The organism is Streptomyces sp. NPDC036984 (assembly GCF_055607665.1).
Map to the genome: position 1 here is coordinate 40266 of NZ_JBVJRL010000010.1, position 17027 is coordinate 57292.

Annotated in this window: 13 protein-coding genes and 2 pseudogenes; 9 read left to right on the forward strand and 6 right to left on the reverse strand. The window is 71.5% G+C overall.

Features of this window, described 5'->3' with window-relative positions; all coding sequences use genetic code 11:
- The first annotated feature begins 67 nt into the window (after positions 1 to 67).
- Genes ACZ7DL_RS19655 through ACZ7DL_RS19670 form a run of 4 tightly spaced genes read left to right on the forward strand, consistent with a single transcriptional unit; the run spans position 68 to position 4483 of the window.
- Positions 68 to 976, forward strand: coding sequence for an NTP transferase domain-containing protein (locus tag ACZ7DL_RS19655; RefSeq protein ID WP_470775435.1), 909 nt, complete (start codon positions 68 to 70; stop codon positions 974 to 976).
- Positions 973 to 2379 carry a molybdopterin molybdotransferase MoeA gene (locus ACZ7DL_RS19660; RefSeq protein WP_470775436.1) on the forward strand — a complete coding sequence of 469 codons (1407 nt, stop codon included), beginning with the start codon at positions 973 to 975 and terminating at the stop codon, positions 2377 to 2379. Before ACZ7DL_RS19655 ends, ACZ7DL_RS19660 begins: the two co-directional genes overlap by 4 nt.
- The gene (locus ACZ7DL_RS19665) at positions 2376 to 3473 is read left to right on the forward strand and encodes a potassium channel family protein (protein WP_470775437.1); all 1098 of its coding nucleotides are present in this window, start codon (positions 2376 to 2378) and stop codon (positions 3471 to 3473) included. Before ACZ7DL_RS19660 ends, ACZ7DL_RS19665 begins: the two co-directional genes overlap by 4 nt.
- A 29-nt stretch (positions 3474 to 3502) precedes the next feature.
- Positions 3503 to 4483: an NAD(P)H-quinone oxidoreductase gene (locus tag ACZ7DL_RS19670; protein WP_470775438.1), complete on the forward strand. Its 981-nt coding sequence runs from the start codon at positions 3503 to 3505 to the stop codon at positions 4481 to 4483.
- Between the two features lie 18 nt (positions 4484 to 4501).
- On the opposite strand, the gene ACZ7DL_RS19675 is transcribed toward ACZ7DL_RS19670, so the two are convergent.
- Complete coding sequence (locus tag ACZ7DL_RS19675; RefSeq protein WP_470775439.1) at positions 4502 to 5203, reverse strand: hypothetical protein; 702 nt, start codon at positions 5201 to 5203, stop codon at positions 4502 to 4504.
- A 173-nt stretch (positions 5204 to 5376) separates the two neighbouring features.
- Between ACZ7DL_RS19675 and ACZ7DL_RS19680 the strand changes: the two genes are divergently transcribed.
- Positions 5377 to 5919 (forward strand): bacterial proteasome activator family protein, encoded by a 543-nt coding sequence (locus ACZ7DL_RS19680; RefSeq protein WP_470775440.1) that lies wholly within the window; start codon positions 5377 to 5379, stop codon positions 5917 to 5919.
- A 66-nt stretch (positions 5920 to 5985) separates the two neighbouring features.
- Here the strand turns inward: ACZ7DL_RS19680 and ACZ7DL_RS19685 are convergent, their stop codons facing one another.
- Positions 5986 to 7656: a protein kinase domain-containing protein gene (locus ACZ7DL_RS19685; RefSeq protein WP_470775441.1), complete on the reverse strand. Its 1671-nt coding sequence runs from the start codon at positions 7654 to 7656 to the stop codon at positions 5986 to 5988.
- Positions 7657 to 7998: 342 nt separating this feature from the next.
- On the opposite strand from ACZ7DL_RS19685, the gene ACZ7DL_RS19690 reads away from it, so the two are divergent.
- On the forward strand, positions 7999 to 9633 hold the full coding sequence (locus ACZ7DL_RS19690; RefSeq protein WP_470775442.1) for a protein kinase domain-containing protein: 1635 nt from the start codon (positions 7999 to 8001) through the stop codon (positions 9631 to 9633).
- A 51-nt stretch (positions 9634 to 9684) separates the two neighbouring features.
- On the opposite strand, the gene ACZ7DL_RS19695 is transcribed toward ACZ7DL_RS19690, so the two are convergent.
- Both ACZ7DL_RS19695 and ACZ7DL_RS19700 read right to left on the reverse strand, forming a co-directional pair.
- Positions 9685 to 10701, reverse strand: coding sequence for a phosphotransferase (locus ACZ7DL_RS19695; RefSeq protein ID WP_470775443.1), 1017 nt, complete (start codon positions 10699 to 10701; stop codon positions 9685 to 9687).
- Between the two features lie 281 nt (positions 10702 to 10982).
- A pseudogene (locus ACZ7DL_RS19700) lies at positions 10983 to 11120 on the reverse strand (DNA-binding response regulator); the annotation flags it as partial.
- 323 nt (positions 11121 to 11443) lie between these two features.
- Between ACZ7DL_RS19700 and pdhA the strand changes: the two are divergent.
- Genes pdhA through ACZ7DL_RS19715 form a run of 3 tightly spaced genes read left to right on the forward strand, consistent with a single transcriptional unit; the run spans position 11444 to position 15072 of the window.
- Entirely contained in the window at positions 11444 to 12685 is a 1242-nt protein-coding gene (pdhA, locus tag ACZ7DL_RS19705; RefSeq protein WP_470775444.1) for a pyruvate dehydrogenase (acetyl-transferring) E1 component subunit alpha, read from the forward strand.
- 1 nt (position 12686) lies between these two features.
- Positions 12687 to 13664: an alpha-ketoacid dehydrogenase subunit beta gene (locus ACZ7DL_RS19710; RefSeq protein WP_470775445.1), complete on the forward strand. Its 978-nt coding sequence runs from the start codon at positions 12687 to 12689 to the stop codon at positions 13662 to 13664.
- Between the two features lie 10 nt (positions 13665 to 13674).
- Positions 13675 to 15072 (forward strand): dihydrolipoamide acetyltransferase family protein, encoded by a 1398-nt coding sequence (locus ACZ7DL_RS19715; RefSeq protein WP_470775446.1) that lies wholly within the window; start codon positions 13675 to 13677, stop codon positions 15070 to 15072.
- A gap of 116 nt (positions 15073 to 15188) precedes the next feature.
- On the opposite strand, the pseudogene ACZ7DL_RS19720 reads toward ACZ7DL_RS19715, so the two are convergent.
- Both ACZ7DL_RS19720 and ACZ7DL_RS19725 read right to left on the reverse strand, forming a co-directional pair.
- Positions 15189 to 15908: pseudogene (locus ACZ7DL_RS19720) on the reverse strand (BRO-N domain-containing protein); the annotation flags it as partial.
- 175 nt (positions 15909 to 16083) lie between these two features.
- Positions 16084 to 16986 carry a D-alanyl-D-alanine carboxypeptidase family protein gene (locus ACZ7DL_RS19725; RefSeq protein WP_470775447.1) on the reverse strand — a complete coding sequence of 301 codons (903 nt, stop codon included), beginning with the start codon at positions 16984 to 16986 and terminating at the stop codon, positions 16084 to 16086.
- Positions 16987 to 17027: the final 41 nt, after the last annotated feature.

Genomic DNA, 17027 nt, shown 5'->3' on the forward strand with positions numbered 1-17027 from the left:
GACGAGCGGGCGCCCGGTGTGACGTACGCCAGGTCCGGAAGGCGAGCCGACGGGACATACTCGGGGGGTGACCTCCACCGCTCCCGCCGCGCCCGGGACGCCCGCCCCGTACGACGCCGTCGTGCTGGCCGGCGGTGCCGCCCGGCGGCTCGGCGGGGCCGACAAGCCCGGCGTCCGGGTCGGCGGCCGCGCGCTGCTCGACCGGGTGCTCGCGGCCTGCGCGGGCGCCCGGACGACCGTCGTCGTGGCCGCTCCCCGGCCCACCGCCCGGCCGGTGCGCTGGGCGTGCGAGGAACCGCCCGGCGGCGGGCCGGTCGCCGCGCTGGAGGCCGGCCTGCGCCTGACCACCGCCGAGCACACCGTCGTCCTCTCCGCCGACCTGCCCTTCCTCGAACCGGACACCCTCCAGCGCCTGCTGACGGCTCTTCAGGACACCGGCACCGACGGCGCGCTGCTCACCGACACCGGCGGCCGCGATCAGCCGCTCGTCGCCGCCTACCGCACCGCCGCCCTGCGCCGCGAGCTGACCGCCCTCTCCGCCGCGCACGACGGTCTGACCGGGCTGCCCCTGCGCCGGCTGACCGGCGCCCTCCGCCTCACCCGCGTCCCGGACCCGCTCGCGTCCTTCGACTGCGACACCTGGGACGACATCGCCGACGCCAGGGCACGCATCAGGGAGCATGGGCACGTGTTGGATGAATGGATCTCCGCAGTCAAGGACGAACTGGGCATCGACCTGGACGTCGACACCGGCGTACTGCTCGACCTGGCCCGGGACGCCGCGCACGGCGTGGCCCGCCCCGCCGCCCCGCTGACCACCTTCCTCGTCGGCTACGCGGCGGCGCAGGGCAAGGGCGGCCCCGAGGCCGTCGCCGAGGCCTCCCGCAAGGCCACCGCGCTCGCGCTGCGCTGGGCGCAGGAGAACGGCGGCAAGGACGAGAGCAGCGGGGGCCCGAGCGCCCCGGACGCCGGATGACCGCCCCCGGCTCCCGGGCCGAGGCGACCGCCGAGGACACCGACGATCTCGATGTCGAGGAGGCCCTGGCGCTGGTGAGAGAAGCCCACAGGGGAGCCGAGGGCGAGGGGCCGGGCCAGGTGCCCGCCCCGGCCCCGCACACGCCCGGCGAGCGCTCCGCCGAACGGCACAGGGCGACCCCCTGGCCGCGCGCCCGCGAGATCGCCGCCCGCGCAGCGCGCGCCCAGGGTCCCAAGGCCTCGGGAGGCGCGCCCGGCGGTGGCCGCCGCGTCCCCGTCTCCGTGCCGCTCGGCGACGCCCTCGGCCTGGCCCTGGCCGCTCCCCTCGACGCGCTCACCGACCTGCCGTCCTTCGACACCTCCGCGATGGACGGCTGGGCGGTCGCCGGACCCGGCCCCTGGCAGGTACGGGACGAGGGGGTGCTCGCCGGGCACGCGCAGCCCGAGCCGCTCACCGACGGCACGGCGGTCCGCATCGCCACCGGCGCCCGCATTCCCGCCGACACCACCGCCGTCCTGCGGACCGAGCACGGCCGGATCGACGCCCAGGGCCGCCTGCACACCACCCGCGAGATGCTGCACGGCCAGGACATCCGCCCCCGCGGCCAGGAGTGCCGCAGCGGCGACCAGTTGCTGCCCGTCGGCACCCTGGTCACCCCCGCTGTCCTGGGCCTCGCCGCGGCGGCCGGGTACGACACGGTCACCGTCGTCCCCCGCCCACGCGTCGAAGTCCTCGTCCTCGGCGACGAGTTGCTGACCGAGGGGCTTCCGCACGACGGACTGATCCGGGACGCGCTCGGCCCCATGCTGCCGCCGTGGCTGCGCGCGCTCGGCGCCGACGTCATCGCCGTACGCCGGATCGGCGACGACGCCGAGGCCCTGCACCGGGCCGTCACCGGTTCCGACGCCGACCTGATCGTCACCACGGGAGGTACCGCCGCCGGACCCGTCGACCACGTCCACCCGGTCCTGGAACGCATCGGCGCCGAACTCCTCGTCGACGGCGTCAAGGTGCGCCCCGGCCACCCCATGCTGCTGGCCCGCATCCAGGACCGCCGGCATCTCGTCGGCCTGCCCGGCAACCCCCTCGCAGCCGTCTCCGGCCTGCTCACGCTCGCCGAACCGCTGCTGCGGACCCTTGCCGCCCACCCCGCCCCGGAGCCGTACACGCTGCCGCTCAGGGAGGCGGTGCAGGGGCACCCGTACGACACCCGGCTCATCCCCGTGGTGCTGCGCGGTGACCATGCCGTGCCGCTGCACTACAACGGCCCGGCCATGCTCCGTGGTGTCGCGGCCGCCGACGCGCTGGCCGTCGTACCGCCGGGCGGGGCCCGGCAGGGCGAGGAGACGGAGCTGCTGGACCTGCCGTGGGCGAGCGCCGGAATCGGGGTGTGTTTCACGTGAAACTTCCGGGCCATGACGCCATCGCCCGCCAGGCGGGCGAACACCTGGTGACCCATCGGGTGAAACTCCCGAGGAAAGTGGTGGAACGCCCGATCCGCCAGGTCGTCAAGCGGCTGGTCATGGCCCTGGTGGTGCTCGTCTCCACCGCGCTGGTCGTCTACGCCGACCGCGACGGCTACCACGACGACGCGGACGGCGGCGTCGATTTCCTCGACGCCTTCTACTACGCGACCGTCACCCTCTCCACCACCGGGTACGGCGACATCACGCCGGTCGGCGACGGTGCCCGGCTCACCAACATCTTCGTCGTCACGCCCCTGCGCGTGCTGTTCCTGATCATCCTGGTCGGCACCACCCTGGAGGTCCTCACCGAACGCACCCGTGAGGAATGGCGCCTGAACCGCTGGAGGTCCACCGTGCGTGATCACACCGTCGTCGTCGGCTTCGGCACGAAGGGGCGGTCGGCCATCCAGACCGTCTGCGCGACCGGGCTGAGGAAGGAGCAGGTGGTCGTGGTCGACCCCAGCTCCAAGGCGATCGACGCGGCCACCGCCGAGGGCTACGCGGGCGTCATAGGCGACGCCACCCGCAGTGACGTGCTCAGGTGGGCCGAGGTGCACAAGGCCCGGCAGATCATCGTGGCCCCGCAGCGGGACGACACCGCCGTTCTCGTCACGCTGACCGCCCGCCAGCTCAACCGCAGCGCCAAGATCGTGGCCGCGGTGCGCGAGGAGGAGAACGCCCCGCTGCTCAAGCAGTCCGGGGCGGACGCGGTCATCACCAGCTCCGGCGCGGCCGGCCGGCTGCTCGGCCTCTCCGTGCTCAGCCCCGCCGCCGGCATGGTGATGGAGGACCTGATCCAGCAGGGCAGCGGGCTGGACCTCGTCGAACGGCCGGTGGTCCGCGGCGAGGTGGGCAAGAAGCCGCGTGAGACGGACGACCTCGTGGTCAGCGTCGTCCGCGGACACCGGGTGCTCGGCTACGACGATCCGTCCATCGGCACCCTCCAGCTGACGGACCGGCTCATCACCATCGTGCGCGCCACTCCCGGCGCCCAGGTCACCCCGGACACCCGGCCCCTGCCACCCGGGTGACGGGATCCCTGAGGGGTAGCGTCACGCGTATGCATGCGATCACGATTCCCGAACCTGGTGGTCCCGAGGCGCTGGTGTGGGACGAGGTCCCCGATCCGGTGCCCGGCGAGGGCGAGGTGCTGGTCGAGGTGGTGGCCAGCGCCGTCAACCGTGCCGACATCCTTCAGCGACAGGGCTTCTACGACCCGCCGCCCGGCGCCTCCCCCTACCCCGGCCTGGAGTGCTCCGGCCGGATCGCCGCGATCGGCCCCGGCGTCTCCGGCTGGGCCGTCGGGGACCAGGTGTGCGCGCTGCTCTCGGGCGGCGGCTACGCCGAGAAGGTCGCCGTACCGGCCGGGCAGCTGCTGCCCGTGCCCGAGGGCGTCGACCTCACCCGGGCGGCGGCGCTGCCCGAGGTGGTCTGCACGGTCTGGTCCAACGTGTTCATGGTCGCCCACCTGCGGCCGGGCGAGACGCTGCTGGTGCACGGCGGCTCCAGCGGCATCGGCACCATGGCGATCCAGCTCGCCAAGGCCGTCGGTGCCAAGGTGGCGGTGACCGCCGGCACGAAGGAAAAGCTGGAGTACTGCGCGAAGCTGGGCGCGGACGTACTGATCAACTATCGCGAGCAGGACTTCGTCGCCGAGGTCAGGCAGGCCACGGGCGGTGCGGGTGCCGATGTCATCCTCGACAACATGGGCGCCAAGTACCTGGAGCGCAACGTCCAGGCGCTCGCCGTCAACGGGCGCCTCGCGATCATCGGCATGCAGGGCGGTGTGAAGGCCGAGCTGAACATCGGTGCGCTGCTCGCCAAGCGGGCGGCCATCAGCGCGACCTCGCTGCGCGCCCGTCCGCTGGAGGAGAAGGCGGCCATCGTCGCCGCCGTACGCGAGCATGTGTGGCCCCTGCTCGCCGCCGGCCATGTCCGGCCGGTGGTGGACCGCGAACTGCCGATGCCCGAGGCGGCCGAGGCCCACCGGCTGGTGGAGGCGAGCGGTCACATCGGCAAGGTCTTGCTGGTGGCGCCGTAGCGGCGGGGCGGAGTCCGGTCAGTCCTTGCGGAGTCTCAGGCCCAGGAGTCCCAGTCCCAGGCCCATGCCTATGAGGACCAGCCCGCTGCCCAGTGGGAGGATCCGCAGGACCGGTTCCGCGGGGCCCTCGCTCTGCTGCCGGGCCGCCTGCGCGGCGGTGGGCTGCGGCGGGCTGGCGGGGGCGAGGCCGGCCTCCTCGGGCGGCAGGGAGGCGCTCGGCACCTCCGTGGTCTCCGGCTCGTCCGGCTGCACGGCGGCGGTGGCGGGGGCCGGGTCGTCGTCGCCCTCCACCTCGGCCGCGGGCCCGTCCGGCCGGCCGGGCCGCATCCGTCCCTCACCGGCCCGGCTGCCCGCCCGGGACGGCTCGACGGAGGCGAGCGGGCGATAGGGGCGGACCGACGCCGAGGCCGAGTCGGACGGCATGGGGAGGGCGGCGGGCGAGTCCCGGTCCGGCACGCCGGCGGGAGTGGACGGCCCCTCGCCCGGACGGTGCCGGTCCGGGGAGCCCTGCTGCGCGGGCGCGTGGTAGGGGGCCGGGTCCCGGGTGGACCCCCGCGGCTCCTCCCGGTGCCCTGTGGCGGACGGGCGGACGGGGTCCGGCTCCGCGGTGGGGGCGGGCGTGCTGCCGTACGCGACGGCGGTACCGTACGCCGACAGGGCCGCCGCGAGGGCGAGCAGCAGCCCGACGCAGCGGAGTGTGAGTGGTAGGCGTGGAGTCACGTCGGTGACCTCCCGGACCCAGGTGCCATGACCAATGGATAGCCGACGGGGATAAGCCTCACATTGGCTGACTAATGGGGCATTCCGGATTGCGCCGACGGGTCTAAACGGTGGATCAGCCCCACAAGGGGGCACCACGGTGATGAGGTGGTGGCGTGCGAGAGAATGGCGGCATGGAGATGCCGAGGAACGAACGGTCGCCGGAGAATCCCCAGATCCTCGTCGTGGGCCAGGACGGGATGGCGCTCGGCGGCGGCGGGGACGAGGACTCCCGTGAGACCCCGGTGACGGAGCAGGTGGAACAGCCGGCCAAGGTCATGCGGATCGGCAGCATGATCAAGCAGCTTCTGGAGGAGGTGCGCGCGGCTCCCCTCGACGAGGCCAGCCGGGTGCGGCTGAAGGAGATCCACGCCAGCTCGGTCAAGGAGCTGGAGGACGGCCTGGCCCCGGAGCTGGTCGAGGAACTGGAGCGGCTCTCCCTGCCGTTCACCGACGAGGCGACGCCGAGCGACGCGGAGCTGCGCATCGCGCAGGCACAGTTGGTGGGCTGGCTGGAGGGCCTCTTCCACGGGATCCAGACGACGCTGTTCGCCCAGCAGATGGCCGCGCGGGCCCAACTGGAGTCGATGCGCCGCGCGCTCCCGCCGGGCGTCTCGGGCCCCGAGGCCGGCGACGACCCCCGCACGGGCGGCCGCTCGGGCGGACCGTACCTGTAACTCGCCACTTACGGACAAAGGGGCCCGGCGGACGACCGCCGGGCCCCTCTCACATCCCCGTCCGCATCACTGCGGCGGATTGCCCGTCGACACGCTCAGCTCGATGCTGCCCACGTCGTCCGGGTCGACGTCGGTGCCCTGGGCGGGGAACTGGTTCAGGACGGTCCCGTCGCCCCAGGTGTTGTCGTCCTCGTCCTTGATGTTCCACTTCCAGCCCGCGGCCTGGAGGCACTCCTTCACGGAGCCGATGTCCTTGTAGCGGAAGTCGGGCAGCTCGACCTTGTCCGGGTCGCTGTACGACTCCTGCGGATCCGTGCACTTGTCCTTCTCGATGCGCCGGGAGGTGTCCGGGCCGCGGTAGCCCGGCCGGTGGGACGCGGACGCCGAGGCGCTCGATCCGCCGCCGCCGCCCTTGATGTCCTCGCCGGCGTTCTTCAGCGTCAGCGCGACGACCAGCCCGACGGCCACGACGGCCGCCACCGCGACCGAGGCGATGACCACCGGCCGCTTCTTCTTCGGGCCACCGCCCGCGGGCCGCCCGGCCGGCTGCGAGACCGTGTACGGCTGTGGGGTCGGGGCGGGGGTCTGCGGGCCGTAGCCCACCGGAGGCGTCTGGTAGCCGCCCTGCTGCGGGTAGCCGTAGGACGGGGCCGGCGGCGGGGTGCCGTACGGGTTCGGCGGCGGGGTCGGGGTCGGGGCCGGGGTCGGGGCGGGGGTCGGCTGGGGCTGGTACGGCGTCTGCACCTGCCCGTGCGGCGCCGGGGTCGCCCCGTCGACCGGCGGGAACACCGCGGAGCCGACACCCGAGCCGCTCTGCACCGGCCCGGCGCCCGGCACGATGCTCGGCGCGGCCGCCTGGAAGGAGGCCGCGACGCGCAGGCACTCGGCGCGCATGGACTCGGCGGTCGGGAAGCGCTCGTTCGGGTTCTTCTTCAGCGCGCGGGCGATCAGCGCGTCCACCGCGGGCGGCAGCGAACGGTTGATGGAGGAGGGCGCCACCGGCTCCTCCTGCACATGCGCGTACGCGATCGCCAGCGGCGAGTCCGCGTCGAACGGCAGCCGCCCGGTGACCAGCTGGAACAGCATGATCCCGACCGAGTACAGGTCCGAGCGGGCGTCCACGCCACGGCCGAGGGCCTGCTCGGGCGAGAGGTACTGGGGGGTGCCGACGACCATGCCGGTCTGCGTCATCGAGGTGACGCCGGACTGCATGGCGCGGGCGATGCCGAAGTCCATGACCTTGACCACGCCACGCTTGGTCACCATCACGTTGCCCGGCTTGATGTCGCGGTGGACCAGCCCCATCTCGTGGCTGATCTCCAGGGCGGCGAGCACATCGGCGGTGACCTTCAGCGCCTTGTCGGCGGGCATCGCGCCGTACTGCCGGATGTCCTCCTCCAGGACCGAGCCCAGCGGCCGGCCCTCGACGTACTCCATGACGATGTACGGCATCGCCATGCCGCCCAGATCGTCCTCGCCGGTGTCGAAGACGGAGACGATGTTGGTGTGCGTGAGCTTGGCCACGGACTGCGCCTCGCGGCGGAAGCGCTCGCGGAAGGCCTGTTCCCGGCCGAGTTCGGTGTGCAGCGTCTTGATCGCTACCTGGCGGTCCAGCACGGCGTCGTACGCCAGGTGCACCGAGGCCATACCGCCCTCGCCCAGCAAGTCGCGCAGTTGGTAGCGGCCTCCGGCCAGCGCCTGCCCCGCGTACCGGCCGTGTGCGCCGTCCTGGCTCATCTCTCCGCGTCCCCCACTGGCCGTCCGGCGCCGTCATCCAGCGAACAGGCCTTGATCGAATCTCTCATTCCCGGCCAAGTCTGCCCCAGGGCACGGACACGTCAAGCTCGGTGCCCGTTCCGTGACCGTACGCGCAAGAAGCGTCGCGCAAGCGTTACAGGGGGCCTACGCCCGGCACACAGAATTTGCACGACAGCGCGTGCTAGAGGTTTCATGACCGGTCCGTCTCCAGCCGGTCCCGGTCCCGTTCCGAACCGGTGGCCCCCACGGAGGCTGTAGCGTGGCCGACGGAGACCGTAACAACACCGCGCGCACCGCGGGCAGAAACGACGGCGAGGACTGATGGCACAGACGCAGCGCTCTCAGGGCCCGTCCGACCCCGAGGCGTCTGGCGGCGGCGGCATGTCGGACGCGCCGGAGATGTGGGGGAACGGCGGGCTCGTGGGCGACGGTCGGTACCGGCTCACGCACCGGCTGGGCCGCGGTGGCATGGCCGAGGTGTTCGCGGCCGAGGACGTCCGCCTGGGCCGCACGGTCGCGGTCAAGCTGCTCCGTGCCGACCTGGCCGAGGACCCGGTCTCCAAGGCCCGTTTCACCCGCGAGGCGCAGTCGGTCGCCGGCCTCAACCACCACGCGATCGTCGCCGTGTACGACTCCGGCGAGGACCAGGTGGGCGGCCAGGCGGTGCCGTACATCGTCATGGAGTTGGTCGAGGGCCGCACCATCCGCGACCTGCTGATGAACGCCGAGGCGCCGGGCCCCGAGCAGGCCCTGATCATCGTCTCCGGCGTCCTGGAGGCGCTCGCCTACTCGCACCAGCATGGCATCGTGCACCGTGACATCAAGCCGGCGAATGTCATCATCACCCACACCGGTGCGGTCAAGGTGATGGACTTCGGCATCGCCCGTGCCCTGCACGGCGCGTCCACGACGATGACGCAGACCGGCATGGTCATGGGCACCCCGCAGTACCTCTCCCCGGAGCAGGCGCTCGGCAAGGCCGTCGACCACCGCTCCGACCTGTACGCGACCGGCTGCCTGCTGTACGAACTCCTCGCGCTGCGGCCGCCGTTCACCGGTGAGACCCCGCTCTCGGTGGTCTACCAGCACGTGCAGGACATCCCGACCCCGCCCTCGGAGGTCTCCGACGGTTGCCCGCCGGAGCTGGACGGCCTGGTCATGCGCTCCCTCGCCAAGGAGCCCGACGACCGGTTCCAGACGGCCGAGGAGATGCGCGGCCTGATCCAGTACGGCATCCAGATGCTCTACGACCAGGGTGGCCACACCGGCACCTGGAACACCGGCCCGGTGGAGACGCACGACGGCCGGCACACCCCGGCGAGCGGCTTCGCCGGGACGACCGTCATGCCGCATCCCCACGAGGGCGGCACCTCGCAGATCCCGCAGCCGATCCTGCCCACGGGCTACGGCAGCGGCGACGACGGCGGCTTCGAGGGCCACGGCAACAAGGGCAGTGGCCGCGGCAAGCTGTGGATCGTCGCCGTCCTCGCGGTCATCGCGATCGCGGCGGGCGTGGCGCTGGCGCTCAAGGGCACGAGCGGCAACGGCGGCAACGGCACCGACACCAAGCCGACGACCACCCACTCCAAGAGCACGAAGGGCACGTCGCCCTCCGCGAGCCCGTCCGACGAGGACACCGGCCAGCCCACCGACACATCCACCGACACCGGTTCGGACACGGGCACCGGCTCCGGCTGGCCGCCGGCGACCACGCCGTCGTACAGCCAGCCCCAGTCGGCCAGTTCCAGCCCGAGCGGCGAGCCGTCGGACCCGGAGCCCTCGCAGTCGCAGCCCACGGACCCGGCGGACGGCGGCACGGACGACGGCGGCACCACGGACGGGACCACGGACGGCGGGACCACGGACGGCGGCACCACCGACGCCGGGACCACGGACGGCGGCACCACCGACGCCGGGACCACGACGGACGGCGGCACGGGCGAGACCACCGGTTGAAGGACACCCCCGGTGACCGGGACGGTGTCACCCTGAGGTGACGCCGGGCGTTCAGCGCACGAACGCGTCGCACACCGCGTCGTATTCGCGCGTCCACCACACCGCGAGCGCGGACGCGGCCGGGAACTGGCAGTCCGCACGCGTGTCGCCGCGCTCGTAGTGCCAGCGCAGCATCCAGAAGTCGTTCAGCCGCTCCCACCACACCCGGTGCACGGCCGCCGCCAGCTCCGAGGGCGCGGCGCCGGCCGCGCGCCGGTACGCGCGCGCGTAGGCGCGCACTTTCGGCAGGTCCAGCGTGCCGCCGGGCCGTACGAAGAAGATCACGGCGGCGCGTACGGCCTCCTCCGCGCGCGGCTGCACGCCGAGCCGGTCCCAGTCCACGATCGCGGCCGGGGCGTCGTCCTTGTAGAGCAGGTTGAACGGGTGGAAGTCGCCGTGCACCCAGCCCACCGAGCCGCCGCGCGGCGGGCGCCGGTCCGCGTGCTGCTCCAGCAGCGCCCGGCGCTCCAGCAGCCGGTGCCGGGCGAGTTCGTCGAAGGCGTCGGCGGGGCGGTGCCGGCGCACATGGGCGAGCAGGTCGTCGATGAGGGCGAAGGTGTCGGCCGGGTCGGCGCTCTCCACGGGGTGCGGGCTGGTCGCCGGGCGCGTGCGCCCCTTGGGCGGCATCACCCGCTCCAGACAGGCGTGTACGGCGCCCAGAAGGGCCCCCAGGCGGGCGCTCTCCCCGCGGGTGAGCTGGCCGCCGTGGCGGTGCCTGCCGTCGATCCAGGGGTGCAGCGCGTAGGCGTGGCCGCCGACGACGGCGACCGTGCGGCCCTCGCGGTGGGCGAGCGGCGGGGCGACCGGGACGCCGAGGTCGGCCAGGCGCTGGGTGGCCCGGTGCCGGCGCTCGATGGCGGCCGGGTCGGCGGTGTCCGGATCGAAGTGGTGCTTGAGGAAGTAGCGGCCGCGGGTGGTGCACAGGCGGTAGCCGCGGTTGAGCAAGCCCTGGTCGACCGGCTCACAGGTGAGGGCGGTACCCGCGGCGTACAGGCGGAGCAAGGCACCCAGAGGGGGCGCATGGGGCACGAGGGGTGGTACACATGAGCGCGGCACGCGCCAGATGTTAGGGCACGCGCAGCCCCTGTGAGCTGGGGCTTGTCACAGGCAGTCGCCGTCGGTCGCTTTCGGTCACTCCATGGGCTTTTCCGCCTGCATGCGGGCGACATATGCCGGCGCCCGGGAACACCGCTGCATGCCGAGTTTCGCGAGCAGGCCGGGGGCGTAATTCTTGATCGTCTTTTCGGTCGGACGCGGCCGTGCACGATCTGGCGATTGGCCGGCCCCTCGCCGATCAGTTCGGGAATTCACACCAGGACCTCCGTCGCCGTGCCGGCCTCGCCCGGCCACCTCGACGTCCGGTTCGACGGAGAGCATCTCGGGGACGCCGCGGCGGACGACTTCGTGGTCATGAGAAGAAATACCCTGATTCTTCCCTCTTCGCGCACGGGCTCGGTCTCACACGCAAACTCTTCCCGTGACCTGGGTGCCCGGGATAACGTGCGATTGCTCCGGACCGCCGCAAGGCTGTGACCAGCACGCTTTCCCACGACCCTCGATTTACTTGGAAATCCAAGCAAAATCGCAGGTCAAACGGGGTTTCACAGAAATGTGGAGCACTGGGTAACGTAATGGTTGCAGGGCGCTCGCCGGGGCACCTGTCACGCCTGTACCCGGCCGAGTGGCACCCACCCCGTGCCCGGTGGTCGAAACAGGTGAGCCGCACTGGCCTACCGGCAACCCCGGGGGCCGGAACGACGGAGGAGCACACGTGAGCGTGGAGAGCAGTGCCGCGCGCAAACCGCGGCGCAACGCCGCAGGCAAGGCCGGCACCACCGGCAGCAAGGCCGGCACGACCGGCGACACGACCGGAGCCACCGGCACCAAGCGCACCACCCGCAGCACCCGCAGCACCGCGAAGAAGAACACCGAGCCCGGACTGGTGCAGCTTCTGACGCCGGAGGGCAAGCGGGTCAAGAACGCCGAGTACGACGCCTACGTCGCCGGCATCACCCCCGACGAGCTGCGCGGCCTGTACCGCGACATGGTGCTCACCCGCCGCTTCGACGCCGAGGCCACCGCGCTCCAGCGCCAGGGCGAGCTGGGTCTGTGGGCCTCCCTGCTGGGCCAGGAGGCCGCCCAGATCGGCTCGGGCCGGGCCCTGCGCGACGACGACTACGTCTTCCCGACCTACCGCGAACACGGTGTCGCCTGGTGCCGCGGGGTCGACCCGACCAACCTGCTCGGCATGTTCCGCGGCGTGAACAACGGCGGCTGGGACCCGAACAGCAACAACTTCCACCTCTACACGATCGTCATCGGCTCCCAGACGCTGCACGCCACCGGCTACGCCATGGGCGTGGCCCGGGACGGCGGGGACTCCGCCGTCATCGCCTACTTCGGCGACGGCGCCTCCAGCCAGGGCGACGTGGCGGAGGCGTTCACCTTCTCCGCGGTCCACAACGCGCCGGTGGTGTTCTTCTGCCAGAACAACCAGTGGGCGATCTCCGAGCCGACCGAGCGCCAGAGCCGCGTGCCGCTCTACCAGCGCGCCCACGGCTTCGGCTTCCCCGGCGTCCGCGTCGACGGCAACGACGTGCTGGCCTGCCTCGCGGTCACCCGGTGGGCGCTGGAGCGGGCCCGCAGCGGCGAGGGCCCGACCCTGGTCGAGGCCTTCACCTACCGCATGGGCGCCCACACCACCTCCGACGACCCCACCCGCTACCGGGGCGAGGAGGAGCGGCTGGCCTGGGAGGCGAAGGATCCGATCCTGCGCCTCCGCCGGCACCTGGAGGTCTCAAACCACGCGGACGAGGGATTCTTCGCGGAACTCGAGGCCGAGTCCGAGGCGTTGGGTAAACGAGTGCGCGAAGCGGTCCGCGCCATGCCCGACCCGGACCATTTCGCCATCTTCGAGAACGTGTACGCGGACGGGCACGCGCTCGTCGACGAGGAGCGCGCCCGGTTCGCCGCCTACCAGGCGACGTTCGCGGACGCCGAAGGGGGTCACTGACATGGCAGAGAAGATGGCGATGGCCAAGGCCATCAACGAGTCGCTGCGCCGCGCCCTCGACGCCGACCCCAAGGTGCTGATCATGGGCGAGGACGTCGGCAGGCTCGGCGGCGTCTTCCGGGTGACGGACGGCCTCCAGAAGGACTTCGGCGAGAGCAGGGTCTTCGACACCCCGCTCGCCGAGTCCGGCATCGTCGGCACCGCGATCGGCCTGGCCCTGCGCGGCTACCGCCCGGTGGTGGAGATCCAGTTCGACGGCTTCGTCTTCCCGGCCTACGACCAGATCGTCACCCAGCTCGCCAAGATGCACGCCCGCTCGCTGGGCAAGGTCAAGCTGCCGGTCGTGATCCGTATCCCCTACGGCGGCGGCATCGGCGCGGTCGAGCACCACTCCGAGTCCCCCGAGGCGCTGTTCGCGCATGTGGCCGGCCTGAAGATCGTCAGCCCGTCCAACGCCGCCGACGCGTACTGGATGATGCAGCAGGCCATCCAGAGCAACGACCCGGTGATCTACTTCGAGCCCAAGCGGCGCTACTGGGACAAGGCCGAGGTCGACTTCGAGGCCATCCCGGCCCCGCTGCACAAGGCCCAGGTCGTCCGCGAGGGCACCGACCTCACCCTGGCCGCCTACGGCCCGATGGTGAAGCTCTGCCTGGAGGCCGCGACGGCCGCCGCCGAGGAGGGCAAGTCCCTCGAGGTCCTGGACCTGCGCACGGTGTCCCCGCTGGACTTCGACTCGGTCCAGGCCTCGGTGGAGAAGACCCGCCGCCTGGTCGTGGTGCACGAGGCGCCGGTCTTCTTCGGCTCCGGCGCGGAGATCGCCGCCCGGATCACCGAGCGCTGCTTCTACCACCTGGAGGCACCGGTCCTGCGGGTCGGCGGCTACCACGCCCCGTACCCGCCGGCGCGCCTGGAGGAGGCGTACCTGCCGGACCTGGACCGCGTGCTCGACGCCGTCGACCGCTCGCTGGCGTACTGAGGAGAGGGTCGTGACGACGATGACGGAAGCGTCCGTACGCGTGTTCAAGATGCCCGACGTGGGCGAGGGACTCACCGAGGCGGAAATCCTCAAGTGGTACGTCAAGCCGGGTGACACGGTCACCGACGGCCAGGTGGTCTGCGAGGTGGAGACCGCCAAGGCGGCGGTGGAACTCCCCATCCCCTACGACGGCGTGGTCCGCGAACTGCACTTCCCCGAGGGCACCACGGTGGACGTGGGCACGCCCATCATTGCGGTGGCCCTGGCCGGCGCTGCCGCGCCGGAGGCCCCCGCCGAGCAGCCCTCGGCACAGCCCGCGCAGCCGAAGGAGGAGGTGAAGGAGGAGCCGAAGACCGAGGGGCGCCAGCCGGTCCTCGTCGGCTATGGCGTGGCGACTTCCTCCACCCGCCGCCGGCCGCGCAAGGGTCCCGAGGTGACCGTCCCGGCGCCGGCCCAGGCGATCCAGACCGAGCTGAACGGCCACGGTGGCGCGGTCGCCGAGAAGTCCCGCCCGCTGGCCAAGCCGCCGGTGCGCAAGCTGGCCAAGGACCTGGGCGTCGACCTGGCCGCGATCATCCCCTCCGGCCCCGACGGCATCATCACCCGCGAGGACGTCCACGCGGCGGCCACGCCCCAGGTGGCCGAGCCGGTGGCCCCGGTCACGGCCGCCCCCGCGGCCCCGACGCCCGTGGCGTCGTACGACACCGCGCGCGAGACCCGTGTCCCGGTCAAGGGCGTCCGCAAGGCCACCGCGCAGGCGATGGTCGGCTCGGCGTTCACGGCACCGCACGTCACCGAGTTCGTGACGGTGGACGTGACCCGCACGATGAAGCTCGTCGAGGAGCTGAAGCAGGACAAGGACATGCAGGGCCTGCGGGTGAACCCGCTGCTCCTGATCGCCAAGGCCCTGCTGGTCGCCATCAAGCGCAACCCCGAGGTCAACGCGTCCTGGGACGAGGCCGCTCAGGAGATCGTGCTCAAGCACTACGTCAACCTGGGCATCGCGGCCGCCACCCCCCGGGGCCTGATCGTCCCGAACATCAAGGACGCGCACGACAAGACGCTCCCGCAGCTGGCCGAGGCGCTGGGCGAGCTGGTGTCGACGGCCCGCGAGGGCAAGACCTCGCCCGCGGCGATGCAGGGCGGCACGGTGACCATCACCAACGTCGGCGTCTTCGGCGTGGACACCGGTACGCCGATCCTCAACCCCGGCGAGTCGGCGATTCTCGCGGTCGGCGCGATCAAGCTCCAGCCGTGGGTGCACAAGGGCAAGGTGAAGCCGCGTCAGGTCACCACCCTGGCCCTGAGCTTCGACCACCGCCTGGTCGACGGCGAACTGGGCTCCAAGGTTCTGGCGGACGTCGCGGCGATTCTGGAACAGCCGAAGAGGTTGATCACCTGGGCGTGACGGTCTTCGGAGGGTAACGTCGGAGACAAGATGGGGCGGCCGCAAATTCGGCTTGCGACCGCCCCCTCTCTTTCAGGCCGTGCACCGCGTCAACGAATGTGTCCGATGACGGGGCCGCTGGGCGCCCGGCGTTCGAGGACGAGTGCGTCGAGTCGGTCCCCGATGCGTTCCAGGGCCCGGACCATGGCCTGGTCCACGGCGAGTGTGGCCTTCTGCATCGCCAGCGATTCCTTCTGGACGGCCAGCGTCTCCGTCTGGACGGCCAGCATTTCCTTTTGCAGCTCGATCGATTCGCGCTGCCCGCCGGCCATCTGCTCGTCCAGCTGAAGGTTGTGCGCCTCAAGCCGGACGATGGCTTCCGCGACCTGCTCGGGCATGGCGTACGCGATGGGCGCGCCCGGCTCGGCCGGCTGCACCTCGGCCTCTTGGAGGGTGTAAGAGCCCTCCCTCTGGACCGTCTCGATCACCTCGGCGGCCCACTGTTTGAAGGGCATGCAGGCCGGCTTGGTGCAGGCGTTGACCAGCAGGATGAGACCTTGCAGAGAGATGATGTTCAGGTCTCGGCGCCACTCTCTACCTGCGGGAATGCTGAGACCGTAAGCTCCAGTTACGGTCTCGAGAGTCTCTCGGTGCTGTCCGGGCACATGGTCGGCGAGTGCCTGCCGCGAGTTGCTGTGCCCCAGCTCCTTGCAGACATCCACCGCCGGGAACCAGTGGCTTCCGTCCGGCATCGTCAGTCGGCGGACGCGGGCTCCGGTCGCCGCGTACACGAAGTCGCTGATGTCGATCGCCTCGCGCCGGGCTGCGGAGCCCGACTGCTTCTTGGGTTCGTTCATGTGAACCACCTCCGCTGCGGAACGTAGGGCGGAGGAAATCGAATATGCCAACCGCAACGGCAATATTCACGATTGCGTGGGAAAGTTCGCCAATACCCCAGCAGCACAAGGGCCTTGTGTGCAACGGAACGGGCCCGTCGCTGTTCGCGACGGGCCCGTGATTTAGTGCTGGGTGTCAGCCGAGCTTGGCGAAACCGTAGTTGAGGAGCTTCTTCGCGTCCGTCTCGCGCTGGGTGATGGAGGAGGAGGCGAGGACCGTGCCGATGACCGTCTTGCCGTTCCGGGTCGCGGCGAAGACCAGGCAGTACTTGGCCTCCGGGCCGGAACCGGTCTTCACACCGATGGTGCCGCTGTAGCTGCTGAGGAGCCCGTTGGTGTTCTTCCACGGGTTCATCGTGCGGGTGCTGCCCGTCTTGGTGATCGTCTTCGCGGTGTACGTCTTCGTCTTGACGATCGTGCGGAACGTGGAGTTCTTCATCGCGCTGCTGGCGATCTTCGTCAGGTCGCGCGGCGTCGAGTAGTTGGAGCCGTTTCCGATGCCGTCGAACGAGTCGAAGTGGGTGTTCGTCAGGTTCAGGTTCTTGGCGGCGGTGTTCATCTTGCCGATGAAGGACTTCACGCGCGCGGAGGTGGTGGAGCCCGAGCCGAACTTGTCGGCGAGCGCGTAGGCGGCGTCGCAGCCGGACGGCAGCATCAGGCCGTACAGCAGCTGGCGGACGGTGACCTTGTCGCCGACGATCAGGTGCGCCTGGGAGGCGTTGTTCTTGACGACGTAGTCGCTGTAGATCTTCTTGATCGTGACCTTGGCGTCGAGGTTGAGGTTCGACTGCGCGAGCACGACCTTGGCGGTCATGATCTTGGTGGTCGAGCCGGTGGACCGCTTGGTGTCGGCCGCCTTGGTGTACAGCGTCGAGCCGCCTGCGTTGTTCATCACATACCCGCCCTTGGCCACGATCGAGGGCGTGGTGACGGCCTGTGCGGGCGCTGCGGTGAGGGCACCGGTGGCGAGCAGCGCGCCGGAGGTGACGGCGACGGCGGCGGCTCTGCGGAGGTGGGTGCCCGTAATGCCGGTAATCAACGTGATGTACCTCGAATGTCTTGAATGCCCCAAAAGTGCGG

Coding starts and splice junctions, on each gene's coding strand:
- ACZ7DL_RS19670 (WP_470775438.1), top strand. CDS start 3,503: ATGCATGCGATCACGATTCCCGAACCTGGTGGTCCCGAGGCGCTGGTG.
- ACZ7DL_RS19685 (WP_470775441.1), bottom strand. CDS start 7,656: ATGAGCCAGGACGGCGCACACGGCCGGTACGCGGGGCAGGCGCTGGCC.
- ACZ7DL_RS19690 (WP_470775442.1), top strand. CDS start 7,999: ATGGCACAGACGCAGCGCTCTCAGGGCCCGTCCGACCCCGAGGCGTCT.
- ACZ7DL_RS19680 (WP_470775440.1), top strand. CDS start 5,377: ATGGAGATGCCGAGGAACGAACGGTCGCCGGAGAATCCCCAGATCCTC.
- ACZ7DL_RS19660 (WP_470775436.1), top strand. CDS start 973: ATGACCGCCCCCGGCTCCCGGGCCGAGGCGACCGCCGAGGACACCGAC.
- ACZ7DL_RS19710 (WP_470775445.1), top strand. CDS start 12,687: ATGGCAGAGAAGATGGCGATGGCCAAGGCCATCAACGAGTCGCTGCGC.